This window comes from Kitasatospora acidiphila, assembly GCF_006636205.1.
Lineage (GTDB): Bacteria > Actinomycetota > Actinomycetes > Streptomycetales > Streptomycetaceae > Kitasatospora > Kitasatospora acidiphila.
This window is the reverse complement of the sequence record NZ_VIGB01000003.1, coordinates 5,058,719-5,080,410: the sequence shown is the minus strand read 5'-3', so window position 1 is coordinate 5,080,410 and position 21,692 is coordinate 5,058,719. Positions and strand designations below refer to the sequence as shown.

The 21,692-nt window shown below is 72.3% G+C and carries 20 protein-coding genes and 4 pseudogenes; 11 read left to right on the top strand and 13 right to left on the bottom strand.

Annotated elements, in window-relative coordinates; translation table 11 throughout:
• Positions 1 to 47 precede the first annotated feature (47 nt).
• The gene (locus E6W39_RS24015) at positions 48 to 530 is read right to left on the bottom strand and encodes a CarD family transcriptional regulator (protein ID WP_030244332.1); all 483 of its coding nucleotides are present in this window, start codon (positions 528 to 530) and stop codon (positions 48 to 50) included.
• 401 nt (positions 531 to 931) lie between these two features.
• Between E6W39_RS24015 and E6W39_RS24010 the strand changes: the two genes are divergently transcribed.
• The gene (locus tag E6W39_RS24010) at positions 932 to 1,636 is read left to right on the top strand and encodes a DUF461 domain-containing protein (protein WP_141635283.1); all 705 of its coding nucleotides are present in this window, start codon (positions 932 to 934) and stop codon (positions 1,634 to 1,636) included.
• A 94-nt stretch (positions 1,637 to 1,730) separates the two neighbouring features.
• Here the strand turns inward: E6W39_RS24010 and E6W39_RS24005 are convergent, their stop codons facing one another.
• A complete protein-coding gene (locus tag E6W39_RS24005; protein ID WP_101381084.1) occupies positions 1,731 to 2,426 on the bottom strand; it encodes a response regulator transcription factor in 696 nt (231 codons plus the stop codon).
• Positions 2,427 to 2,439: 13 nt separating this feature from the next.
• Positions 2,440 to 3,699, bottom strand: a pseudogene (locus tag E6W39_RS24000) (sensor histidine kinase); the annotation flags it as partial.
• A gap of 273 nt (positions 3,700 to 3,972) precedes the next feature.
• Between E6W39_RS24000 and phoU the strand changes: the two are divergent.
• Positions 3,973 to 4,668, top strand: a complete 696-nt coding sequence (phoU, locus tag E6W39_RS23995; protein WP_141635282.1) for a phosphate signaling complex protein PhoU — start codon at positions 3,973 to 3,975, stop codon at positions 4,666 to 4,668.
• A 133-nt stretch (positions 4,669 to 4,801) separates the two neighbouring features.
• Positions 4,802 to 4,966 (top strand): hypothetical protein, encoded by a 165-nt coding sequence (locus tag E6W39_RS39630; protein ID WP_181799418.1) that lies wholly within the window; start codon positions 4,802 to 4,804, stop codon positions 4,964 to 4,966.
• A gap of 141 nt (positions 4,967 to 5,107) precedes the next feature.
• Here the strand turns inward: E6W39_RS39630 and E6W39_RS23990 are convergent, their stop codons facing one another.
• Complete coding sequence (locus E6W39_RS23990; protein ID WP_141635281.1) at positions 5,108 to 5,866, bottom strand: phosphoglyceromutase; 759 nt, start codon at positions 5,864 to 5,866, stop codon at positions 5,108 to 5,110.
• Between the two features lie 175 nt (positions 5,867 to 6,041).
• On the opposite strand from E6W39_RS23990, the gene E6W39_RS23985 reads away from it, so the two are divergent.
• Positions 6,042 to 7,328, top strand: a complete 1,287-nt coding sequence (locus E6W39_RS23985; RefSeq protein ID WP_228718330.1) for an MDR family MFS transporter — start codon at positions 6,042 to 6,044, stop codon at positions 7,326 to 7,328.
• 157 nt (positions 7,329 to 7,485) lie between these two features.
• On the opposite strand, the gene E6W39_RS23980 is transcribed toward E6W39_RS23985, so the two are convergent.
• Complete coding sequence (locus E6W39_RS23980) at positions 7,486 to 8,013, bottom strand: YbjN domain-containing protein (RefSeq protein WP_141635279.1); 528 nt, start codon at positions 8,011 to 8,013, stop codon at positions 7,486 to 7,488.
• 224 nt (positions 8,014 to 8,237) lie between these two features.
• Positions 8,238 to 9,445, bottom strand: a pseudogene (gene mshA / locus E6W39_RS43635) (D-inositol-3-phosphate glycosyltransferase).
• Between the two features lie 328 nt (positions 9,446 to 9,773).
• On the opposite strand from mshA, the gene E6W39_RS23970 reads away from it, so the two are divergent.
• Positions 9,774 to 10,604 carry a class I SAM-dependent methyltransferase gene (locus E6W39_RS23970; protein ID WP_141635278.1) on the top strand — a complete coding sequence of 277 codons (831 nt, stop codon included), beginning with the start codon at positions 9,774 to 9,776 and terminating at the stop codon, positions 10,602 to 10,604.
• A gap of 171 nt (positions 10,605 to 10,775) precedes the next feature.
• Here E6W39_RS23970 and E6W39_RS23965 read toward each other — a convergent pair whose 3' ends face one another.
• A complete protein-coding gene (locus tag E6W39_RS23965) occupies positions 10,776 to 11,336 on the bottom strand; it encodes an O-acetyl-ADP-ribose deacetylase (RefSeq protein ID WP_141635277.1) in 561 nt (186 codons plus the stop codon).
• A gap of 231 nt (positions 11,337 to 11,567) precedes the next feature.
• Between E6W39_RS23965 and E6W39_RS23960 the strand changes: the two genes are divergently transcribed.
• Positions 11,568 to 13,286 carry a PP2C family protein-serine/threonine phosphatase gene (locus E6W39_RS23960; protein WP_228718719.1) on the top strand — a complete coding sequence of 573 codons (1,719 nt, stop codon included), beginning with the start codon at positions 11,568 to 11,570 and terminating at the stop codon, positions 13,284 to 13,286.
• 28 nt (positions 13,287 to 13,314) lie between these two features.
• Here the strand turns inward: E6W39_RS23960 and E6W39_RS23955 are convergent, their stop codons facing one another.
• From E6W39_RS23955 to E6W39_RS23940, 4 genes are all read right to left on the bottom strand, one after another.
• Complete coding sequence (locus E6W39_RS23955) at positions 13,315 to 13,677, bottom strand: DUF2516 family protein (protein WP_407658443.1); 363 nt, start codon at positions 13,675 to 13,677, stop codon at positions 13,315 to 13,317.
• A 192-nt stretch (positions 13,678 to 13,869) separates the two neighbouring features.
• Positions 13,870 to 14,415 carry a hypothetical protein gene (locus tag E6W39_RS23950; protein ID WP_141635276.1) on the bottom strand — a complete coding sequence of 182 codons (546 nt, stop codon included), beginning with the start codon at positions 14,413 to 14,415 and terminating at the stop codon, positions 13,870 to 13,872.
• A gap of 29 nt (positions 14,416 to 14,444) precedes the next feature.
• Positions 14,445 to 14,801: a helix-turn-helix domain-containing protein gene (locus E6W39_RS23945; RefSeq protein ID WP_141635275.1), complete on the bottom strand. Its 357-nt coding sequence runs from the start codon at positions 14,799 to 14,801 to the stop codon at positions 14,445 to 14,447.
• A gap of 264 nt (positions 14,802 to 15,065) precedes the next feature.
• Complete coding sequence (locus E6W39_RS23940) at positions 15,066 to 15,527, bottom strand: MarR family winged helix-turn-helix transcriptional regulator (protein WP_407658442.1); 462 nt, start codon at positions 15,525 to 15,527, stop codon at positions 15,066 to 15,068.
• Positions 15,528 to 15,607: 80 nt separating this feature from the next.
• On the opposite strand from E6W39_RS23940, the gene E6W39_RS23935 reads away from it, so the two are divergent.
• A complete protein-coding gene (locus E6W39_RS23935) occupies positions 15,608 to 15,979 on the top strand; it encodes a VOC family protein (protein WP_141635274.1) in 372 nt (123 codons plus the stop codon).
• A gap of 269 nt (positions 15,980 to 16,248) precedes the next feature.
• Here the strand turns inward: E6W39_RS23935 and E6W39_RS23930 are convergent, their stop codons facing one another.
• A complete protein-coding gene (locus E6W39_RS23930) occupies positions 16,249 to 16,977 on the bottom strand; it encodes a TetR/AcrR family transcriptional regulator C-terminal domain-containing protein (RefSeq protein ID WP_141635273.1) in 729 nt (242 codons plus the stop codon).
• A gap of 197 nt (positions 16,978 to 17,174) precedes the next feature.
• Here E6W39_RS23930 and E6W39_RS23925 point away from each other — a divergent pair.
• Positions 17,175 to 17,657: pseudogene (locus tag E6W39_RS23925) on the top strand (transposase); the annotation flags it as partial.
• Between the two features lie 202 nt (positions 17,658 to 17,859).
• Positions 17,860 to 19,358: pseudogene (locus tag E6W39_RS44250) on the top strand (MFS transporter).
• Positions 19,359 to 19,428: 70 nt separating this feature from the next.
• On the opposite strand, the gene E6W39_RS23915 reads toward E6W39_RS44250, so the two are convergent.
• Positions 19,429 to 20,070: an ABATE domain-containing protein gene (locus tag E6W39_RS23915; RefSeq protein ID WP_141635272.1), complete on the bottom strand. Its 642-nt coding sequence runs from the start codon at positions 20,068 to 20,070 to the stop codon at positions 19,429 to 19,431.
• A 131-nt stretch (positions 20,071 to 20,201) separates the two neighbouring features.
• Here E6W39_RS23915 and E6W39_RS23910 point away from each other — a divergent pair, with 131 nt between their 5' ends.
• Positions 20,202 to 20,981, top strand: a complete 780-nt coding sequence (locus E6W39_RS23910) for a phosphodiesterase (protein WP_141635271.1) — start codon at positions 20,202 to 20,204, stop codon at positions 20,979 to 20,981.
• A complete protein-coding gene (locus E6W39_RS23905; RefSeq protein WP_141635270.1) occupies positions 20,981 to 21,595 on the top strand; it encodes a LysE family translocator in 615 nt (204 codons plus the stop codon). The genes E6W39_RS23910 and E6W39_RS23905 overlap by 1 nt, the downstream gene beginning before the upstream one ends.
• The last annotated feature ends 97 nt before the right edge of the window (positions 21,596 to 21,692 follow it).

Below are 21,692 nucleotides of genomic sequence, written 5' to 3'. Positions count from 1 at the left end.
AGCGCCGGGCGCTGTGCTGATGCACGGCAACGCGGGCGTGCTGCGCGCTACGAGGCGAGCACCTCGTCGAGCAGCGTCTCCGCCTTGTCCTCGTTGGTGTTCTCCGCCAGCGCCAGCTCGCTGACGAGGATCTGCCGCGCCTTGGCGAGCATCCGCTTCTCGCCGGCCGACAGGCCGCGCTCGCGCTCGCGGCGCCACAGGTCGCGGACCACCTCGGCGACCTTGATGACATCACCGGATGCGAGCTTCTCGAGGTTCGCCTTGTAGCGGCGAGACCAGTTGGTGGGCTCTTCGGTGTACGGCGCGCGCAGCACCTCGAAGACCCGGTCCAGACCCTCCTGGCCGACCACGTCGCGCACGCCGACGAACTCCGCGTTCTCCGCGGGGACGCGCAGCGTGAGGTCTCCCTGCTGAACCTTCAGCACCAGGTAGGTCTTGTCCACACCTTTGATCTGGCGAATTTCGATGGCCTCGATCAGTGCAGCCCCGTGATGGGGGTAGACCACCGTGTCGCCAACCTTGAACGTCATGTGACAGGACCCCTTCCGTGGCTTTCCAGAATAACACGCTTTTCCGTCCACTCGAAGGGCGTTTTCGCAGGTCAGGGCCGGTCTCGGGGCTTGACAAGGACCCCTGCGGCATGCTGCGGCCACCACCTCCGGGCGGCTTCTCGCAGGTCGGAGGCCCTTCCCGGCGCAAGTCAAACCTCACGCAACAGCTCGGAAACCCAGCATTCGATCTTGAAGTCGTCACCGGATATTCACCGTTTCACGATCGTGATCTGATCTTGCGACCGTTCCGGAACCTCTGCTACCGCCGCCGGTCGGGCACTCCCGCCCGCGACACGGGACCACCCCGTGAGGGCCGGATAAGTGTGGTCGGTACGCTGGGCGCTGACATACCGACACGCGATCAAGGAGATACCGCCGCCGTGAGCCGCAGCCTTCGACGCGGTGGCAGTGCCGCCATCGTCCTCGCCTTCGCCGCCGTATCCCTCACCGCCTGCGCCGCAGGCACCAGTTCGGCAACCCTGCAGGTCAGGCCGAACCTCCCGGCCGCCTCGATCGGCACCGACCTCAAGCTGAACGGCATCGTGGTGGTGGTCAACCCGACGCAGACCAGCGGCGAGGCCGGCCCGGCGAACCTCACGGTCAACATCAGCAACACCGGCTCCGCCCCGGAGACCCTGCAGTCCGTGACGGTCGGCGGCACCACCGCGACCTTCCAGGACGCCAACGGCCGCGCGCTGCCCGGCATCGTGATCCCGCCGCTGGGCGCGGTGGCCATCGGCGGCGTCAACGAACCTTCCGCCCGCCTGGCCAACGCCACCCTGACGATCGGCGGCTTCTCGCCCACCACCTTCGCCTTCTCGTCGGCCGGCAAGGTCGACACCACCGCGCTGGTCGCCCCGGCCGTCGGCCCCTACGCGGAGTTCGGCCCGAGCACGCCGTCGGCCTCGGGGAGCGCGTCGGCTTCGGGGAGCGCCTCGGCCTCCGCCAGCGCCTCTGCCAGCGCCTCCACCAGCGCCTCGGCCTCGGCGAGCGGCAGCCCGTCCGCCCCGGCGAGCGCCACCGGCTCGGCCTCGGGCACCCCGAGCGGCACCGCCTCCGCCAGCGCGAGCGCCTCGGCGCACTGAGTCAGACGTGCGCAGGGGCGCATCCGCCCCCGCGCACGCCAAGGGCCGCACCCCTTTCGGGGGCGGCCCTTGACCCTTGCTCAGCCGATCCGGCTTACGGCTCGAACTTGTAGCCGAGGCCACGGACCGTCACCAGGTAGCGCGGCGCCCCCGGGTCGGGCTCGATCTTGGCGCGCAGCCGCTTCACGTGCACGTCCAGGGTCTTGGTGTCGCCGACGTAGTCCGCGCCCCAGACCCGGTCGATCAGCTGCATCCGGGTCAGCACCCGGCCGGCGTTGCGCAGCAGCATCTCCAGCAGGTCGAACTCCTTGAGCGGCAGGTCGACCTTCGCCCCGTCGACGGTCACCACGTGCCGGTCGACGTCCATCCGCACCGGGCCGGCCTCCAGGGCGCCCGGGCCGCCGCCGTCGCTGCCGACCCCGCCGTCCTCGCCGCGGCGGCGCAGCACCGCGCGGATCCGGGCGACCAGCTCACGCGTCGAGTACGGCTTGGTGACGTAGTCGTCGGCACCTATCTCCAGGCCGACCACCTTGTCGATCTCGCTGTCCTTGGCGGTCACCATGATCACGGGCACGTTGGAGCGCACCCGCAGCTGGCGGCAGACCTCGGTGCCGGGCAGCCCGGGCAGCATCAGGTCGAGCAGCACCAGGTCGGCGCCGTTCCGTTCGAACTGCTCCAGCGCGTCGGGGCCGGTGGCGGCCACGGCCACCTCGAATCCCTCCTTGCGGAGCATGTACGACAGGGCGTCGCTGAACGACTCCTCGTCCTCGACCACCAGTACTCGGGTCACGATCGGGCCTCCGGGGCAGGAAGGGGGTTGGTGTTGCGGGTTCGTGGGGCGCCGCGGAAGACGGCGCCGGGTTCTGACCGGCGGGCAGCCGGATGGTGAAGGTCGAGCCCTGGCCCTCGACGCTCCAGACCGAGACGGTGCCGCCGTGCGAGGCAGCCACGTGCTTGACGATGGACAGTCCCAGGCCGGTTCCGCCGGTGGCCCGGGACCGGGCCGGGTCCACCCGGTAGAAGCGTTCGAAGATCCGCTCGCGGTCCTTCTCCGAGATGCCGATGCCCTGATCGGTCACCGAGATCTCGATCAGCTCGCCGTCCGCCTCGCCGATCGCGGCGGCGCTGGCGATCCGCCGGGTGGCGATCGCCACCCGGGTGCGCGGCGGGCTGTAGTTGACGGCGTTCTCGACCAGGTTACCGAGCGCGGCGGCGAGCTGGCCGCGGTCGCCGTGGATGTAGAGGCCGGCGATGCCGCCGGCCGCGATGTGGATCTGCTTGGCCGCGGCCTGCTGGCGGCAGCGGTCGATCGCCTCGGCGATCAGCTCGTCCACCGGCACCGGCTCCGGCTCCATCATCAGCCGGTCGTCCTGCACCCGGGAGAGGTCGATGATCTCCTGCACCAGGCTGGCCAGCCGGGTCGCCTCGATCTGCATCCGGCCGGCGAAGCGCTGCACCGCCTCCGGATCGTCGGCAGCGTCCGCGACCGCCTCCGAGAGCAGCGACAGCGCGCCCACCGGCGTCTTGAGCTCATGGCTGACGTTGGCCACGAAGTCGCGGCGGACCGCCTCGATCCGGCGGCGGTCGGTGAGGTCCTCGACCAGCACCAGGACCAGCCGGGAGCCCAGCGGGGCGACCCGGACCGAGACCGAGAGCGGCTCGCCGGAGCGCTGCACGCCCGGGCGCGGCACGTCCAGCTCGGCCTGGCGGATCTCGCCGTCCCGCCGGGTGGACCGGGCCAGCGCGAGCATCGGCTCGACGGCCACCGCGCCACCGCGGACCAGGCCCATGGAGTACGCGGCCGAGCTGGCCTTGACCACCTCGTCGCCGTCTCCGAGCACGATCGCGCACGAGCGCAGCACCGACAGCACGGTGTCCACGCCCGGTGGGAGCGCCGGTTCCTGAAGCGGCGAGCTCACTGCCGCCGTCCCGCCGGTTCGCTTGCCTGGGCCTCGCCCGCGGTTCTGCTCGCGCTCGCTCCAGCGGAAGGCGATGGAGGCGGTGAGACCGACACCGAGCCCGGCGATGGCGCAGGCAGCGGCGGCGGCCACATTCACGTCCATGCGGACCAGCGTAAGCGCATCCGACCAGCGCTTTGGAAGCTCCGAATCAAGGCATCGGCCATGCGTTGCCGAGAATTCACCTTCAGGTAGCCGCCGATTCACTGCCCCGGCCGTGCCGCGTCGTCCGGACGGCTCAGTCTGGTGGAACGCAGCCCGTGTGGGTCCGTGGCGCGCGTACTATGCGCGCCACCAGCAGGGGCCCGCCCGCCCGCAGGGGTGCGGCGGCCCGGTCGGCACCGCCACCGACACAGCTAGTGAGGAGAAGAGAAGCGCATGCGCGACACGTACCACGAGGAACTCGACTCGATCGGTGACGGCCTGGTCGAGATGGCCCGACTGGTCGGTTCGGCGATGGGCCGGGCCACCACCGCGCTACTCGACGCCGACCTGGCCCTCGCCGAGAGCGTGATCGCGGCCGACGAGAAGGTCAACAGCCTCCACCACGAGCTGGAGAACCGGGCCATCGACCTGCTGGCCCGCCAGCAGCCGGTCGCCACCGACCTGCGGATAGTGGTCACCAGCCTGCGGATGAGCGCCGACCTGGAGCGCTGCGGCGACCTGGCCCGGCACGTCGCCAAGGTCGCCCGGCTGCGCTACCCGGCCCACGCCGTTCCCGGCGATCTGCACCCGATCGTGCTGGAGATGGGTCAGCTCGCCCAGCGGCTGGTCGCCAAGGCCGGCCAGGTCATCGCGACCAAGGACGTCGAGGCGGCGCTGCAGCTGGAGCGCGACGACGACGCGATGGACGAGCTGCACCGCGAGCTCTTCGCCCACCTGATCGACGACCGCTGGCAGCACGGCATCGAGACCGGTGTGGACGTGACCCTGATCGGCCGCTACTACGAGCGGTTCGCCGACCACGCGGTCTCGGTGGCCAAGCGGGTGGTCTTCCTGGTCACCGGCGAGCACGCGGGCGAGTACGTGCCGGACGACTACCCGACGGACGTCGACGCCCCGGCCGGGCAGTAGTCCGGGTGGGGGCGCACGCCGGACCGACTCCCCACTCCGGTGCGCCCGTTGACGCTCCATCAGGGGCGGGTCTTCACTCGATGTCAGGCGACCTCGACCAGGCCGTCCGTTCGATCGAGGAGGGCCCCTCACCATGACCACCAACCACGCCCGACCGGCCACCTCCGCCGAGCCGGAGCGGCCGGAGATCCTGCTCGGCGCCGGCTGCGGCTGCAGCCCGGGCTGCGGCTGCGGCTGCCAGTCCGGTGCACCGTGCCAGTGCGGCGGTGCCCACGGCGGCTGCTGCGGCGATCACTGAACCTGAGCCACAAGGGCCCCTGGGTCGCGCGGAACAGCGCGGCCCAGGGGCCGTCGCATGACGGGCCGTGGACGGCCCGGGAACGGCGACGGCCCCTGATCTGCGCCGTTCGCGCAGGTCAGGGCCGTACCGGCAAGTGGGTTACTTCTTGCCCTGGTTCTTGACCGCCTCGATCGCGGCGGCGGCCGCCTCGGCGTCCAGGTAGCGGCCGCCGGCGGTGACCGGCTTGAAGTCCGCGTCCAGCTCGTAGACCAGCGGGATGCCGGTGGGGATGTTCAGCCCGGCGATGGCCTCGTCGGAGATGCCGTCCAGGTGCTTCACCAGCGCGCGCAGGCTGTTGCCGTGCGCGGTGACCAGCACCGTCTTGCCCGCGGCCAGGTCCGGCACGATCGCGTCGTACCAGTAGGGCAGCATCCGGTCGACGACGTCCTTCAGGCACTCGGTGCGCGGCCGCAGCTCACTGGGGATCTCGGCGTAGCGCGGGTCCCCGGCCTGGGAGAACTCGGAGTCGTCGGGCAGCGCCGGCGGCGGGGTGTCGTAGGAGCGGCGCCACAGCTGGAACTGCTCCTCGCCGAACTCGGCCAGGGTCGCCGCCTTGTCCTTGCCCTGCAGCGCACCGTAGTGGCGCTCGTTCAGGCGCCAGCTGCGGCTGACCGGGATCCAGTGCCGGTCGGCCTTGTCCAGCGCGATCTGCGAGGTGCGGATCGCGCGGCGCAGCAGCGAGGTGTGCACCACGTCGGGGAGCAGGCCCTCGGCGGACAGCAGCTCACCGCCGCGCGCCGCCTCCTTCTCACCCTTCTCGTTGAGGTCGACGTCGACCCAGCCGGTGAAGAGGTTCTTCTGGTTCCACTCGCTCTCGCCGTGGCGCAGCAGGATCAGTCGGTAGGTCGTGTCAGCCATGGCCGACAGCTTAGTCCGTCGAAATAAATCACTGGCCTGGCCAAGGCACTGCTATGTAATGTCTGCTTGACGTATGAGCCACTTACATCAGCATGAGCCACTTACATCAGCTCCGTGCCCCGACTGCGGCGCCCCACTCGCCCACCGGGGCACCCGCCACCCCGGGAGCCTTTACGTGACCACCGCCGCACCACCCCTGCCGACCCGGCTGCGCAGCGCCCTGACCGAGTCGGTCGGGGGCCTGCCGGCCGAGTTCTGGTGGCTCTGGCTGTCCACGCTGGTCAACAAGCTGGGCGCGTTCGTGACCACGTTCATGGCGCTCTATTTGACGAGAGAACGCGGCTACTCGGCCTCCTACGCCGGCCTGGTGGTCGCGCTATACGGGCTCGGCTCGGCGGTCGGGTCGCTGGCCGGCGGGGTGCTGGCGGACCGGCTCGGCCGGCGGCCCACCGTGCTCGGGGCCCAGCTGCTCACCGCCGGCTGCACGGCCGCCCTCGCCTACACGAACGGCCAGCTGCTGATCGCCGCCGTCGCGCTGCTGACCGGCGTGTGCGCCAACGCCGGCCGCCCGGCCGTCTCCGCGATCATCGCCGACGTGGTCCCGGCCGCGGACCGGGTGCGGGCCTTCTCCCTCAACTACTGGGCGATCAACATCGGCTTCGGGGTCTCCGCCTCGGTGGCCGGACTGATCGCCCTCAACGGCTTCCAGCCGCTCTTCCTGGCCGACGCCGCCACCACGGCGCTCTGCGCCCTGGTGGTGTTCGCCAAGGTCCGCGAATCCCGGCCGACCGCGCCGGAGCCCGGCCGGAATTCGCAGGCCGGGGTACCGCAGGTCGGCCTGGGCACGGTCTTCCGCGACCGGCGGTTCATCGCGCTGGTGTCGATGACCTTCCTGTTCGCGGTGATCATGAACCAGGGCAACAGCACGCTGGCGGTGGTGATGGGCCGGGAGGGCCTGAGCACCACCCAGTACGGCCTGGTCGCCGGACTCAACGGCCTGCTGATCGTGGTGCTGCAGATCCCGGTCACCCGGCTGATCCGCGGCCGGGACCGCGCCCGGGTGCTGATGACCGCCGCACTGCTGGCCGGCTGGGGCATCTCCATCGCCGTCTTCGCCGGCGGCTCGGTGCTCGTCTACGCGCTGAGCGTGGCGGTCTGGACGGTCGGCGAGGTGATCCAGGTGCCCACCAACATGAGCCTGGTGGCCGAGCTCTCCCCGACCCACGCCCGCGGCCGCTACCAGGGCGTCTCCTCGCTGGCCTGGTCCGGGGCGGCATTCGTCGGCCCGGCGGCCGGCGGACTGCTGCTGGACCACGGCGGGCCCGGCGTGGTCTGGGGCGGCTGCGCGCTGCTCGGCACCGTCGCGGGCGCGGGCTACCTGCTGGTCGCCCGCCGGGCCGACGCCACGGCAACCACTCGCAGCGCCGCGGCCGCCCGAAGCATGGCGACGGTCGCCGACTGACGACCCGGGGGCCGGCACCCGTGCCGGCCCGGGACGGCCGGCTGCTGCCGCGCCGGGCCGGCCAGCCGCTCGAGTTGCCGCGCCGCCCGGAGCGTGGCAGCGGTCTCCGACTGACGACCCGGGCCGGCTACCCCTGCCGGCCCGGGGAGGCCGGCTGCTACTCCGGGGCGGTCGGCTGCTGCTGCGGACCGGCCAGATGGGCGAAGGCGGCCAGGTTGCGGGTGGACTCGCCGCGCTTGGTCCGCCACTCCCACTCCTTCCGGATCGCGGTGGCGAAGCCCAGCTCCAGCAGGGTGTTGAACGGCTCGTCGGCCGCCTCCAGCACGGTGCCGAGCAGCCGGTCCACCGCCTGGGCGTCCAACGCCTCCAGCGGGAGCCGGCCGGTCAGGTAGACGTCGCCCAGCGCGTCCAGCGCGTAGGCGACGCCGTACAGCCGGGTGTTGCGCTCCAGCAGCCAGCGGAACACCACCTCGTGGTTCTCGTCCGGGCGGCGGATCACGAAGGCGTTCACCGAGAGGGTGTGGTCGCCGATCCGCAGCGCGCACGTGGTGCTGAGCTTGCGGGTGCCGGGGAGGGTCGCCACCAGCGTGTACGGGTCGGCGGCGGCCGGCTCCCAGCCCACTCCGGTCTCGTCGAGCGCGGCGGCCAGCAGGCCGAGGGCCTCGTCCTTGGTACGGGTTGCCATGGCGGTGACGCTACCGGCTGGTAGGCACCGTTGCCGCCGTTTGCGACCGGCGTCTCACCGGCCGGCATCCCAGGCGGCGAGCGCTTCACCCGCTCGGCGGCTTGCGCAGTTGGCATCCCAGGTGGCCGACGCCTCACCCACTCGGCGGCTTGCCGCACGCAGCGGCTGTGCACTGCCGGCGTCCCACGCGGCAGGGGCCCCACCCGCTCGGCGGCTTGCCGCGCTCAGCCCGAGCGCCGCCGGGCCAGGCTGAGCAGCCCGGCCGGTCTGCTCATCGCTCCCGAGTAGACCTCGGCGGTGGCCGCGGCGGCCGCACCCCAACCGAAGCCCGCCGCATGCCGGGCCGCCGCCGCACCCTGCCGGGCGACCAGCTCGGGTCGGGTCAGATACGGCTCCAGGGCCCGCGCCCAGTCGGCCGGGTCGTGGCCCGGCACCAGGGTGCCGGTCTCGCCGTCCCGCACCGCCACCGGCAGCCCGCCGACCGCGGCCGCGACCACCGGCGTGGCACAGGCCTGTGCCTCCAGTGCCACCAGGCCGAAGGACTCGCTATGGGACGGCATCACCAGCGCCGTCGCGGCCCGGTACCACTGGGTCAGCTCGGCCTGGCCGACCGGCGGATGGAACCGCACCACATCGCAGAGCCCCAGCTGCGCGGCGAGCTTCTGCAGGCCCTTCGGCTCCGCCAGGCCACTGCCGGACGGGCCGCCGACCACCGCCACCACCAGCCGCTCGCGCAGCTCCGGGCGGCGAGCAAGCAGCTCCGCGACCGCCTTGACCAGCACGTCCGGCGCCTTCAGCGGCTGGATCCGGCCGGCGAAGAGCAACACCACGGCATCCTGCGGCAGCCCCAGCCGGGCGCGCGCGGCCTGCTGCCCGCCCGGGCCGCCGGGCTCGAACCGCTCCAGGTTGACCCCGGGGTGGACGACGGCCAGCTGGTCGGGCCTGGCCGCGTAGTGGAAGGCCAGCTCACGGGCCTCGTCCGCGGTGTTGGCGATCAGCCGGTCGGCGGCCTCGACCACCTGGGTCTCGCCGATCACCCGGGCCGCCGGCTCGGGGGTGTCGCCCTCGGCCAGTGCGGCGTTCTTCACCTTGGCCATGGTGTGCATGGTGTGCACCAGCGGCACCCCCAGCGCTCGGCGGCGAGCCAGCCGACCTGCCCGGAGAGCCAGTAGTGCGAGTGCACCAGGTCGTAGTGGCCCGGCCGGTGGCCCGCCTCGGTGCGCAGCACCCCGTGGGTGAAGGCGCACAGCTGCGTCGGCAGGTCCTCCTTCACCAGGCCCTCGTAGGGGCCGGCGGTGACGTGCCGGACCAGCACGCCGGGGGCCAGCTCCACGCTCGGCGGCAGATCGGAGGAGGTGCTCCGGGTGAAGACCTCCACCTCTATGTCGAGGGTGGCCAGCCGCTTGGCCAGCTCGACGATGTAGACGTTCATCCCGCCGGCGTCACCGGTGCCCGGCTGGTGCAGCGGGGAGGTGTGGACGCTCAGCATCGCGATCCGGCGCGGCCGGCGGCCGCGGGTGGCGAAGGCGTGCAGCCGCCCGCGCGACGCGGACTGCCGGTCGCGCCTTGCCGTCGACACGGGGTGCTGGATCACCTGACTGCGACCTCTCTGATCTGTGGCGCGACCGCTTTACTGGGTCCAACAGGCGCACAACCCCCTGAGGGGAGCCGGAATTCCCGGACGCCGCCGTGAGCCTCGACTCAGTCGTCGTGCGCACCGCCCGGGTCGGGGCCGGCCCGAGGCCACGTACCCTGCGGGCATGGCTGCATCGTTCGACCCGGGCGCGTTCGGGACGGCCGCCCGGCGCGGCGCCCGACCGGTAGGGACCGTCACCCGGGGTACCACCAACACCAACCGGCTGCGTCGGATGGACCGCTGGATCGTGCACACCCTGGGCACCCGGCTGCGCCGCGCCGACACCGCGCCGGTGGCGGTGGACCTGGGCTACGGCGCGGCGCCGTGGACGGCGGTGGAGCTGTACGGCCGACTGCGCACGGTCCGGCCGGACGTGCGGATGGTCGGCATCGAGATCGAGCCCGCCCGGGTGGCGGCCGCGCTGCCGTACGTCGTGCCGCCCTTCCTGACCTTCCGGCGGGGCGGCTTCGAGGTGCCGCTGGACGGGGCCGACGCCCAGCTGATCCGGGCCGCCAACGTGCTGCGCCAGTACGACGAGGAGGCGGTGGAGGCGGTCTGGCAGCGGCTGTGCGACCGGCTGGCGCCGGACGGCCTGCTGGTCGAGGGGACGTGCGACGAGATCGGGCGCCGGCACGTCTGGGTGGCGCTGGGCCCGGAGGGGCCGCGCACGGTGACCTTCGCGGCGCGACTGGCCGGGCTGGAGCGGCCCTCCGACCTCGCCGAGCGCCTGCCCAAGGCGCTGATCCACCACAACGTGCCGGGGCGACCGGTACACGCCTTCCTCACCGACTTCGACCGGGCCTGGGCGGCCGCGGCGCCGTACGGGGCGTTCGGGGCCCGGCAGCGCTGGGTGGCCGCGTGCACCGCGCTGGGCGGGCAGTGGCCGCTGCTGGACGGGCCCGGGCGGTGGCGGCAGGGCGAGGTCACGCTGCCCTGGTCGGCGCTGGCGCCCTGACGGCGCTGCGGTGCCCCGCGGGCTCGAAGCTTCGAGCGGCTCCGCCAATTCACTCGAACGAGTTATCGAATTACCCTGGCATGTTGACGGCCCGTCAGGCCACCATGGGGGCAGTTCAGCTGACGCTCCTTGATTCGAACAGATCGTTTGGGCCGACTCGCCCCCGCGCGCCTACTCCCGCGCTCCCGCCGGGCCGCCCAGCAACTCGTCCCGCACCCGCTCGAAGGCCTCATAGGCCTCGGCCCCGAACAGCACGAACCGCACCTCCGCCAGTCCGCCCGCACCCCCTGCCGCCTCGGCCAGCACGGTCGACAGCGCGATCCGCGCCGCCGACTCCATCGGCCACCCGTACACCCCGGCCGAGATCGCCGGAAATGCCACCGATGCGGACCCCAGCTCCACCGCGAGCCGGAGCGATTGCCGGTAGCAGGACGCCAGCAGCTCCGCCCCCTGCTCGAACTCGTACGCCCCGTACACCGGGCCGACGGTGTGCACCACATGCCCGGCCGGCAGCTTCCCGGCCGTGGTCGCCACCGCCTGCCCCGTCGCCAGCCCCTTGCCGTAGTGCCCGGCCCGCAGCGCCCGGCACTCGGCGAGGATCTCCGGGCCACCCGCCCGATGGATCGCGCCGTCCACGCCACCGCCGCCCAACAGGGACGAGTTGGCGGCATTGACCACCACATCAACGCGCTGCTTCGTGATATCACCCTGAACAAGTGTGATCTGTGTCACCGTCAGCTCCCCGAGCTCGACCAGGGTCCGCCGGACCCGAGCTCCACACGCTAGCCGTCAGCCCCGCCACCAGCGTGGCAATAACCACATCCACGCCGACCAGCCAAGGAAATCCCCGGAGATCACGTTATGGTCGCGAAAGGCTCCCTGACTCGCGGTGCCGCGCGGGCACTACCCGTGGACCGCACCCGTTACCCCGTCAGGGAAGAGGAGGAATCATCCGTGCCCGCTATGGGAGACGGGCAAGGACACGGCTCCGACAGCCGGTCCGGCGCCCCGGCCGCTGCTGGCGTACGCCAGCGCGTCGCCGCGCCCTGCCCTGATCCGACCGCCCCGGTGGTCGGCGAGGACGAGCTGAACGGCATGAACGGACTGCACTCCATCCACGGCCTCGACTCCCTCGAGGAACTGGGCCGACTCGGCGGCCTCGGCAGCGCCGCGGCCCTCGGCGACCTGAGCGGCGTCGCCGACGCGGCCCGGCTGCCCCGTCGTGCGGCCGACGGCACGGGGACTGCCGAGCCGACGGTCGGCGTCGCCCTGCCCGCACCGCGCGCCATCACCCGCCCGGTGACCGGCGACCGCGCGGCGGGCCCGCTCAAGCTACTGCTGATCGAGAACGACACCACCGACACCCGGCTGATCCAGGAACTGATCGCCACCGGCGGCACCACGTTCGAACTGCACCGGGCGCACGGGCTGCCCGCCGCCGCCGGGCTGCTGGCCGCACAGCGGCGCAGCCGCCCCGCGTCGGCCGATTTCAGCTGCGTACTGCTCGATCTGGCCACCCCGCCGACCGACCAGCCGGGCGGGCCGGGCGCCCCCGACCGGTCTGACCCGCTGGACGGGCTGCGCGAGGTGCTCCGGCTGGCCCCTAACGCGGCCGTCGTGGTGCTCACCGACGCCGCCGACAACCAGCTGGGCGCCGGCGCCGTGGCCGCCGGCGCCCAGGACTTCCTCACCCGGGGCGCCACCGACGGCCCGCTGCTGGCCCGCGCCCTGCGATACGCGGTGGAGCGCAAGCGGGCCGACGAGTCGCAGCGCCGCCTGGTCGAGGCCGAGCTGCGCGGCCAGGAGAACGCCCGGCTCCAGCGCCACCTGCTGCCCACCCCGCTGCTGAACGGCGCCGACCTCTCCTTCACCCGCCGCTATCGCCCGGGCCGCCGCCGTGCCCTGCTCGGAGGCGACTTCTACGACGCGGTCCGCACCGACGACGGCACCGTGCACGTGGTCATCGGCGATGTCTGCGGCCACGGCCCCGATGAGGCCGCGCTCGGCGTCGCACTGCGGATAGCGTGGCGCACCCTGGTCTTCGCCGGGCTCACCGGGCAGACCCTGCTCACCACGCTGCAGCATGTGCTGGAGCACGAGCGCCGCAACGAGGAGATCTTCGCCACCCTCTGCATGCTGGTCATCACCCCCAGCGCGCCGCCGGAGCACCTGGCCGGCCCGCACCGCCAGGCCGTGACCGGCGCGCAGGCGCTGCCCGACCGACCGGCGCCGGGGATCGGCCAGCAGCCGCTGCCCTCCGAGGGTCCGGCCGTCGAGTACGCCCAGCTCTACCTGGCCGGGCACCCGGCGCCGCTGCTGCTCTCCGGCGGCGAGCACCCGGTGGTGCTGCCCAGCGACCACGCCGGTCCGGCGCTCGGCCTGCTGCCCTGCGACGACACCGATGCGGTCTGGCCGCCGTACCACCTGGAGCTGGAGCCGGGCTGGAGCCTGCTGCTCTACACCGACGGCCTGATCGAGGGCCGGGTCGGCGCGGGCTCGCGGCGGCTCGGTCAGGACGGGCTGCTCTCCCTGATCGGCGACCACCAGGCCAACGGCCTCACCCGCGGTCGGCTGGTGGACGGCGCGCTCGCCGAGGTGGAGGAGCTCAACGGCGGCGCGCTCACCGATGACGTCGCCGTGCTGCTGCTGGAGCGCAACCAGTCGCATCAGCTGATGGGCTGACCACCGGTCAGCCCATCGCGACCCGCCGTCACCAGCGGCCGCCGCCCTTGCGGCCGCGTGAGCGCAGCGCCCTGCCGAGCCGGTCGGCCGGGCCGCCGCGGCCACCGGTCAGCGCCCGGATCGCGGGGCGCACATCCACGATGTAGACGATCGCGGCCACCAGACCGGCCAGGGTCAGGAAACTGCCGAGGGGATTGACCCCGAAGATCAGGTCGAGCGCCAGGGCCAGCCCCAGGATGATCAGCCAGAAGCCCTTGGTCTTCTTGTCCGCCGCCCGGTAGGCATCCTCCCGCCGGGTCGCCGCGTCGACGAATGCGAACACCTTGAACAGCAGGATCACCGTGGCGAGCCACTCGAAGGGGTTCAGCCAGTCAAACGAGTTCAGGATCACCGGGTCTCCTCCCGCGCACCGCGCCACCGTCGCCCCAGGTGACTTCCCACGGCGATCTGCCTCAACCCTGCCACGCCGGGGCGGCTTCCGGGCGATGTCCTGTCACTGTCCTTACTCGACGCACCGAGTCCGCGCCCGGCGCGCCCCCGCGCCGCACCCAGTCTGCGCTCGATCCGCGCTCGCCGATGCCGCCTACTTGCCCGTGTCCGGGCTCTTCCGGGTCCGGGTGGTCTTCTTGGCGGCCGGCTTGGGGGTTTCGGCGACCGGCTCGCCCTCGACCACCTCGGTCTCCTCGACGTCCACCGGCACCGACTCGGCCCGCTCCACCGTCACCGACTCGCCGGTCACCCGCGCCGGGCGGGTCACCACGACCTTGCCGCGCTCGGCGAGCTCGTCGTAGACCTCCTTGGCCTTGACCGCCAGTCCGGCGGCCAGACCGGCCTGCTGCAGTGCGAACTCCTGCGCCTTCCCCTGCAGGGACTTCAGGTCGGTGGGCAGTGCGGTGACCGTCCCGACCACCTTGGCCTGGGCGTCGGCCAGCTTGCCCTGCGCCTCGTGCAGCCGGGCCACCGCGGCGTCCTGGGCGGCCTTGCGGTCGGCGGCCAGCGCCTCGACCCGGCCAGGCACCTCGCGCAGCTTCTGGTAGGCGAGATCGCCGGCACCCGCGAGCGCGTAGAGCGGCGTGGGGTCGCTCAGCGTCTTGCGGATCTCGTTGCGGATCTCATCGGTGCTGGGCATGGGATCGTCCTCTCCGCCGCGGGCCGGGCTCAGCCCGTGGCTGCCTGATTCTCGGTCACAAAGGCCTCGTACACGGCCAGCAGCGCGTGCTTCTGCTGCTCGCTGATCGCCGTGTCCGCGAAGATCGCGGCCCGCAGGTCGGCTCCACCGGCCGGGCGCTCCTCGAGGATGCCGGCCTGCACATAGAGCGTCTCCGCCGAGATCCGCAGCGCCTTCGCGATCTGCTGCAGGATCTCCGCGCTCGGCTTGCGCAGTCCTCGCTCAATCTGGCTGAGATACGGGTTGGACACACCCGCTGCCTCGGCCAACTGGCGCAACGAGTACTGCGCGTTCCGCCGCTGCTCGCGGATGTAGTCACCCAGCGAACTGACGTTCAGTGAAGCCATGACCCCATGCTAGCTCGGGTGCTTGCAACAGCAAGCACCCATCCTCTCGGCGCTACCGGGACGCGTGTGACTTTGCTTCGCAGTTGGCCACTTTGCAGGCCGGCTGGGCCAATCTTTCCCAGCTTGTCGGCCAGCCTGAGCGGCCTGGTTGGCCACGAGTCAGAACCGGGTGAGTCTCCGGCCGAGCAGCAACCGGCGGCCTTCGGCGCCGACCCTGCCACCACAGGCATCGCTTCGGCCCGGCCCGACAATCGGGAGCCCGGGTCATTTCTCCAGGGCTGCCGCGATGCGGCCGAGGTCAGTGAGCAGCGCGGCCATGCGCTGTGGCGGGATCGCCTCCACCATGCGCTCTTCGGTGGCGTAGACGGCGGCTTGGACCGCGGCCAGGCGTGTGCGGCCTTCCTTGGTGAGGTGGGCGGGCCGGGCTCGGCCGTGATCGGCGGTGGCGGGCCGGGTGATCAGTCCCGCTTCCTGCAGGCCCCGCAGGACGACGTTTCCGGACTGCCGGGTGACGAAGGTCGCGCGGGCGAGGTCGGCGTTGGACATGCCGGGGTGCAGAGCCAGGAGTTCGAGAGTGGCGTACTGCGGCACGGTCAATCCGTGCTCGCGCAGGACCTTGTCCATGGCGCTGCGCAGGGCAGCCTGGGCGCGTTTGAGCATGTAACCCACGTGTTGGGTGACGTCCTTGGCGGGGTGGGGCGGCTCGACCAACGGGCTCTCCATCATGTCAGCATTTTGACATGGGTTTCCCGGGATCCTAGTCTCCGCTATGTCAAAGTTCTGACATCAAGGATCGAGGAGTACCCATGCCTGCCACCATCGACGGCCCCGACTTCGTCGCCCTGCAAGTGCGCGACGTGCAAGCAGCAGCGACCTTCTGCGAGCAGCACCTGGGCCTGCGCCGGGCCGCCGTCTCGCCGCCCCACGCGGTCGTGTTCGACACCAAGCCGACCCCGTTCGCCGTCCGCGAGCTCCTCCCGGGCGTCGACCTCGCCGACACCGCACGTCCCGGCCTGGGCGTGGTGCTCTGGTTCCGAACCACGGACGCCCACCAGCTCCGCGACCAGCTCACCACCGCCGGAGTCAGGATCCTGACCCCCATAGCAGACAGCCCGTTCGGGCCGATGTTCTCCTTCGAGGGCCCCGAAGGCTACACACTCACCGCGCACGGAGGCTGACCGCAACCGCCCTCTCCCCCACCCCCGCCGGGCCCCGCGCAGCGGACAACCCGTCACACCTCGGCGCGCAGCACCAGGAAGTCAGCTTCGTCTCTGCTCCTGGTCTGCGCGCCTCCGCGGAGCGCGGTACATGGTCGGGACGTCGACTGAGGCTGGACCGGCCAAGCCTCCGCGACACCGACAATCTGCGGTTCCCCAGGGGTTCGCTCTAGTCAGAGCCAGGGCCAGCGGCCAAGTAACGCGAAACCCTGGCCATCTACGGCGCACAGTCACAACGCGTCGCCGCGCCGCAGCGCCAGCCCATCGAGGACCACCTCCAGGCCGTAGCGGAACTTGGCCTCCCGGGCGGCCGCCGGATCGACTGCGGCATCGATGTCGGCTGCACCCGACCCCAGGCGGTCGCGCCCCTCGGTCGCCTGCTGCGCCGCCGGCATCAGCCGGGCGACGAAATCGGCCTCGGTCTCACCGCTGCGGGCCACCGTGGTCAGCCAGGCCGCCTCGGTGCTGCCCACCCCGATCACATAGAAGAGCAGCGTGTCGATCGCCTTGCCCGGCTCGGCGAAACCGGCCGCGGTGAACAGCGCCGCCAGCCGCTCGGTGAAGGACATGAGATTGGGGCCCAGATAGGCGAGCCCCGCCTGCCCCAGCACCGAAGCCAGCCAGGGGTGGCGCACAGCGGTCGCCCGGAAGGACCGGGCCGCCTCGGTGACCGCATCCCGCCAGTCCGGGTCGCCCGCGGGCGGTACCGCCATCTCACCGAAGACCTCGTCCACCGCGAGCTCCATCAGCTCGTCCTTGGTGGCGACATGCCGGTAGAGGGAGGTCGCACCGGCGTTCAGTCGGGCGCCGAGCTTGCGCATACTGAGCGCCTCGACGCCCTCGGCGTCCAGCATGGCGACCGCCTCACGGACGATCGCCGCGCGGCTGAGGGCGGGCTGCTCCGCCTCACGCTCGCGGCGAGCCCACACGGACGGGATCTGGTTCGTCTTGGCAGTCATGGCTCTCCGTAAGTTGTTAGGCGGCCCGGAAGGGCCGGGTGTGGCTTATGGCTCTCTGCCGTCAGTGGCTTCGAAGGAGTGGCCGCCCGGCTCTTCGGGGCGCCCTGGCTGCTGATTGAGATCTGCGCTCACGTCGGTTTTCACGGAGATGACAGCGGGGTGTTCCTCGGGCCAACGGCATGCTGTTCGGGACGAGGAGGGGCGCCCTGGTACTGCTGACGGGCTACCAGACCCCGGCCGCCCTGCGCCGTCGCGGCCGGGCCCGGCTGACCGCCTGGCTCGCCAACCGCGGCGTCCGCGGCGCCGACACGGTCGCCGCCACCGCGCTGCAGGCCGCCGACGCACAGCACACCGTGCTGCCCGGAGAGGACGTCGCCGCCGGGATCGTCGCCGACCTCGCCGCGCAGATCCTTGCCCTGGACGACCGGCTCAAGCGGATCGACAGGCAGATCCGCGACACCTTCCACGCCCACCCGCAGGCCGAGATCATCGAGTCGCTGCCCGGCATCGGCCCGATACTCGGCGCCGAATTCGTCGTCGCCGCCGGCGACCTGGCAGCCTACGCGGACGCCGGCCACCTCGCCTCGGCAGCCGGGCTGGTGCCCGGGGTCAGCGTCCTGTGGGCGCTCGTGCGCGACAACCGGATCTTCACCTCCGATCCCGTCGCGCAGACGGCTTGACTCAATCATTGAGACTCCCTTGGCGCGTCTGCCTTCGAGCATCCGAAAGCTGCATCCGACAACCCACCCGGCAGCCTCGGCCCACCAGGTGCGTACAGCGTTCGCATTCAGCGTACACACATCCGGGCTTGCGCACACTGTTCGCTGATGCATACAGTGTTCGCATCGACGGAACAGTGTGCGCAAGCCGAAAGGAACGGCCATGGAAGCCCGCAACCCCCGCCGCTGGTGGGTCCTGATCGTGCTCTGCCTCAGCTCCCTGGTGCTGACGGTCGACAGCATGGCGCTGACCGTGGCAGTGCCCTCGATGGCCAAGGACCTCGGCGCGAGCGCCCAGGACACCCAGTGGATCCTGGACTCCTACGTCCTGGTCTTCGCCGGACTGCTGCTGACCTCGGGCAGCCTGGGCGACCGGTTCGGCCGCCGGAAAGTGATGATCATCGGCCTACTGCTCTTCGGGGCCGCCTCCCTGGCGGCGACCTTCTGCAGCACCCCCGGCGAGGTGATCGCCGCCCGGGTGACCATGGGAATCGGCGGCGCGCTGATCATGCCGTCGACGCTGTCCATCCTGATCACCGTCTTCGACGCCGAGGAGCGCGGCAAGGCGATGGCTGCCTGGGGCTCGGTGTCGATGCTCGGCCTGGTGGGCAGCCCGGTGCTCGGCGGTGTGCTGATCGCCCACTTCTCCTGGCACTCGATCTTCTTCCTGAACGTCCCGGTCGTCGCCCTGGCCGTGCTGGCCGGCCTCACCCTGATGCCGGAGTCCAAGGGCGCCTGGCGCAAGCCCGACCCGCTCGGCGCCGTGCTCTCCGCCGTCGGCATGACCGCCCTGATCTGGTGGATCATCGAGCTGCCGCGGCATGGCGCGTTCGGCGGCCAGTCCGCGATCACCCTGACCGTCGCGGTCGCCACCCTGGTCGGCTTCGTGATCTGGGAGAACACCACCCAGAGCCGATGGTCCCGCTGGCCCTGTTCCGCCACCGCGACTTCAGCGGCGGCTCGCTCTCGCTGACCCTCGTTCAGATCGGCAACGGCGGTCTGCTCCTGGTGCTGACCCAGTACCTGCAGTCCGTCCTCGGCTACTCGCCGCTGAAGGCGGGCCTGGCCTTCCTGCCGCTGGCCGTCGCCGCGCTGGTCGGCAACGGGCTGGGCATGAAGCTCGCCGCCAAGACCGGCAACCGCCCGCTGGTGCTGGCCGGAATGCTGGTGATGGCCTCGTCCTTCGCACTGCTGACCACCGTCTCCGTGAGCACCGGCTTCGCCGTCCCGGCCACCGCGCTCGCCCTGCTCGGCTTCGGCGCCGGTATCGCGATGCCGGCCGCGGTCGCCGCGCTGATGGGCACCATCCCGGCCGAGCAGGCCGGCGTCGGGTCCGCACTGAACGACACCATCGGCCAGGCCGGCACCGCGCTGGGCATCGCGATCCTCGGTTCGCTGCTCTCCAGCGGCTTCGCCGCCAAGATGCCCGCCGGCACCCCCGACGCGGCCAAGCAGTCGATCACCGGCGCCCTGGCAGCGGCCCACGGTGACGCCGGCCTGGTCCACACCGCCCGGCAGGCCTTCACCTCCGCGATGTCGACGACCTTCACGATCAGCGCGGTCGGTGTGCTGGCCGCCGCGCTGCTGGCCGCCCTGGTGATGCGCGGCGGCAAGCCCCAGCCCGCCGAGGCCCAGCCCCAGGACCAGGCGCTCGCCGCCTGACCCGCACCCTCACCGCCACCGGCCGGCGTCCCCGTGATGGGGGCGTCGGCCGGCTCGGGCTCGTCCGGCTTCAGGCCTGCGGGCCGGCGTGGTGCCGCTGGTAGTGGCGGGCGGCCCTGGCCCGGTTGCCGCACGAGGGCTTGCAGAACTCCTGCCGGCCGTGGCCCTGGAGGAAGTACCGCACACAGCGCGGCGCCGTGCAGGCTCGCAGCCGACGCACCTCGGGGCCGGTCAGGAACCCGATCGAGGCCCGCGCGAGCGCCGCCCCGAGCCCGGCGGCCACCTCGCCCGCTGCCGCGGGCACCGCCACCGGCTGCCACCGAGCGTGCGGCTCGGCCCCCGCCGGCCAGTCCAACCGCGGTGCCACCGGCTCCCGTTGGGCCGCCGCGTTGAGTCGCAGCACCGCCTGCTCCGCCGGGATCAGCCGGTGCGCGTCCGCCGGACTCGGCGGTGCCGGGCTGACCGCCCTGGCCAGCAGCGCCCGCAACGCCGCCCGGACCGCGAGCACCTGAGCCAGCGTCTCCTGGTCGGCGAGCGCGGCGGCCAGCGCCGTCGGAGCGGCGGTGAACCCCGCGGCCGCGAGGCGCTCCCGCTGCGCATCGACCCAGCCGGCCAGCCCGGCCAGGTCCGTCAGATCGTCCGCCACACCGCCGTTGCCGTCGTGGCGAACCGTGCTCGCCAGCTCCAGCGCCAGGTATACCCCGGTCGTCATGCCGCCTCTCAGTCCCTCTTGATCAGTCCCTAGTGATCAGTCCCTCTTGATCAACGCTGCGACCGTACTCTACCGTCCTCAACGGAAAAACCGATGTTTACCGTTAGGCACTCAAGAGGGGGAACCCCGCGATGGTTCTGCTTGCCCAGATCAGCGATCTCCACCTGGACGGCACCGAGCGCGCCCGCGAGCGCGCCGCCCGGGTGATGGACTACCTGCGCGCACTACCCACCCCCGTCGACGCCCTGCTGGTGACCGGGGACATCGCCGATCACGGCGAGCCGAGCGAGTACCAGGAGGCGGCCCGGATCCTCGCCGCACCGTTCCCGGTGCTCACCTGCCCGGGCAACCATGACGCCCGCTCACCCATGCGCACCGCGCTGCTGGGCGAGCCGGCGGGCGACGGTCCGATCAACCGGATGCACCTGATCGGCGGTACCGCGATCCTGATGTGCGACTCCAGCATCCCGGGTGCGGACGAGGGCCTGCTGGATGCCGAGACCCTGACATGGCTGTCGGACACGCTGGACTCGCTGCCGGCCGGCACCCCGGCGCTGGTCGCCTTCCACCACCCGCCGGTGCGGCTCCACCACCCGCTGCCGGATACCCTCATGCTGCAGCGCGAGGAGGAGCTCGCCGCGCTGCTGGCCGGCCACCCGGAGGTGGCGGCCATCCTCACCGGCCACGCCCACACTGCCGCCGCCAGCACCTTCGCCGGCCGCCCGCTGCTGATCGCCCCGGCCACCACCTGGACGCTGCGGCTGCCCTGGGAGGGCGACCAGGCCGCGGACCGCGCCCAGCCGCCCGCGCTCGCCTTCCACGTCTTTGACAAGGAGCACGGTCTCGACGAGCAGCACCGGCTCACCACCCACTTCCGCGTGGTGCCCCGGGTTCCCGACGGGCAGGCCTGATGCCGCTGCGGGCCGTCGCCGGCTTCCTGGCGGCCGTCTTCCCGCTGATCGCCACGCCCGGCGCCAGCTTCACCCTGCTGGTGCAGCGGGTGAGCGGCGCCGGTCGCCGGCAGGGCCTGCTGGTGGCGGCCGGCACCGCGACCGGGCTCTACGTCCACGCCACCCTCGCCGCGTTGGGCCTCTCCGCCCTGGTCATGCGGTCGAGTACCGCGTTCGCCGCCCTCCGCCTGGCCGGCGCCGGCTACCTGGTCGCCCTGGGGCTGTGGAGCTGGCACCGGGTCGGTGCGCAGCGGAGGGAGGCCGGACGCGAAGTGGACCGGGCGGTGGGCGGCACGTATCGGCAGGCGGTGCTCGGCAACGTGCTCAACCCGAAGGCGGCCTCGATCTTCCTGACCCTGGTGCCGCAGTTCGTCGACCCGCACCGGCCGCTGCCGCCGCAGATCCTGCTGCTGGCCACCGCCCAGGCGGCGCTGGTCTGCGCCTGGCTGCTCACCTGGACCGTCGTCGTCGCCCGGGCCGCCGCGGCTTTCGCCCACGGGCCGGCCCGGACGGCACTGGCGCGGGTCAGCGCCGCCGTACTCGTCACGCTGGGCCTGCGCGCCGTGGTCGGTTGACGGCCCGGTCGGCTGACGCCGTGGTGGGTTGACGGCCCGGTCCCGTTTGCGCCGTGGTCGGCTGACGACGAGCGGTTGACGCCGCGGTCGGTTGGCC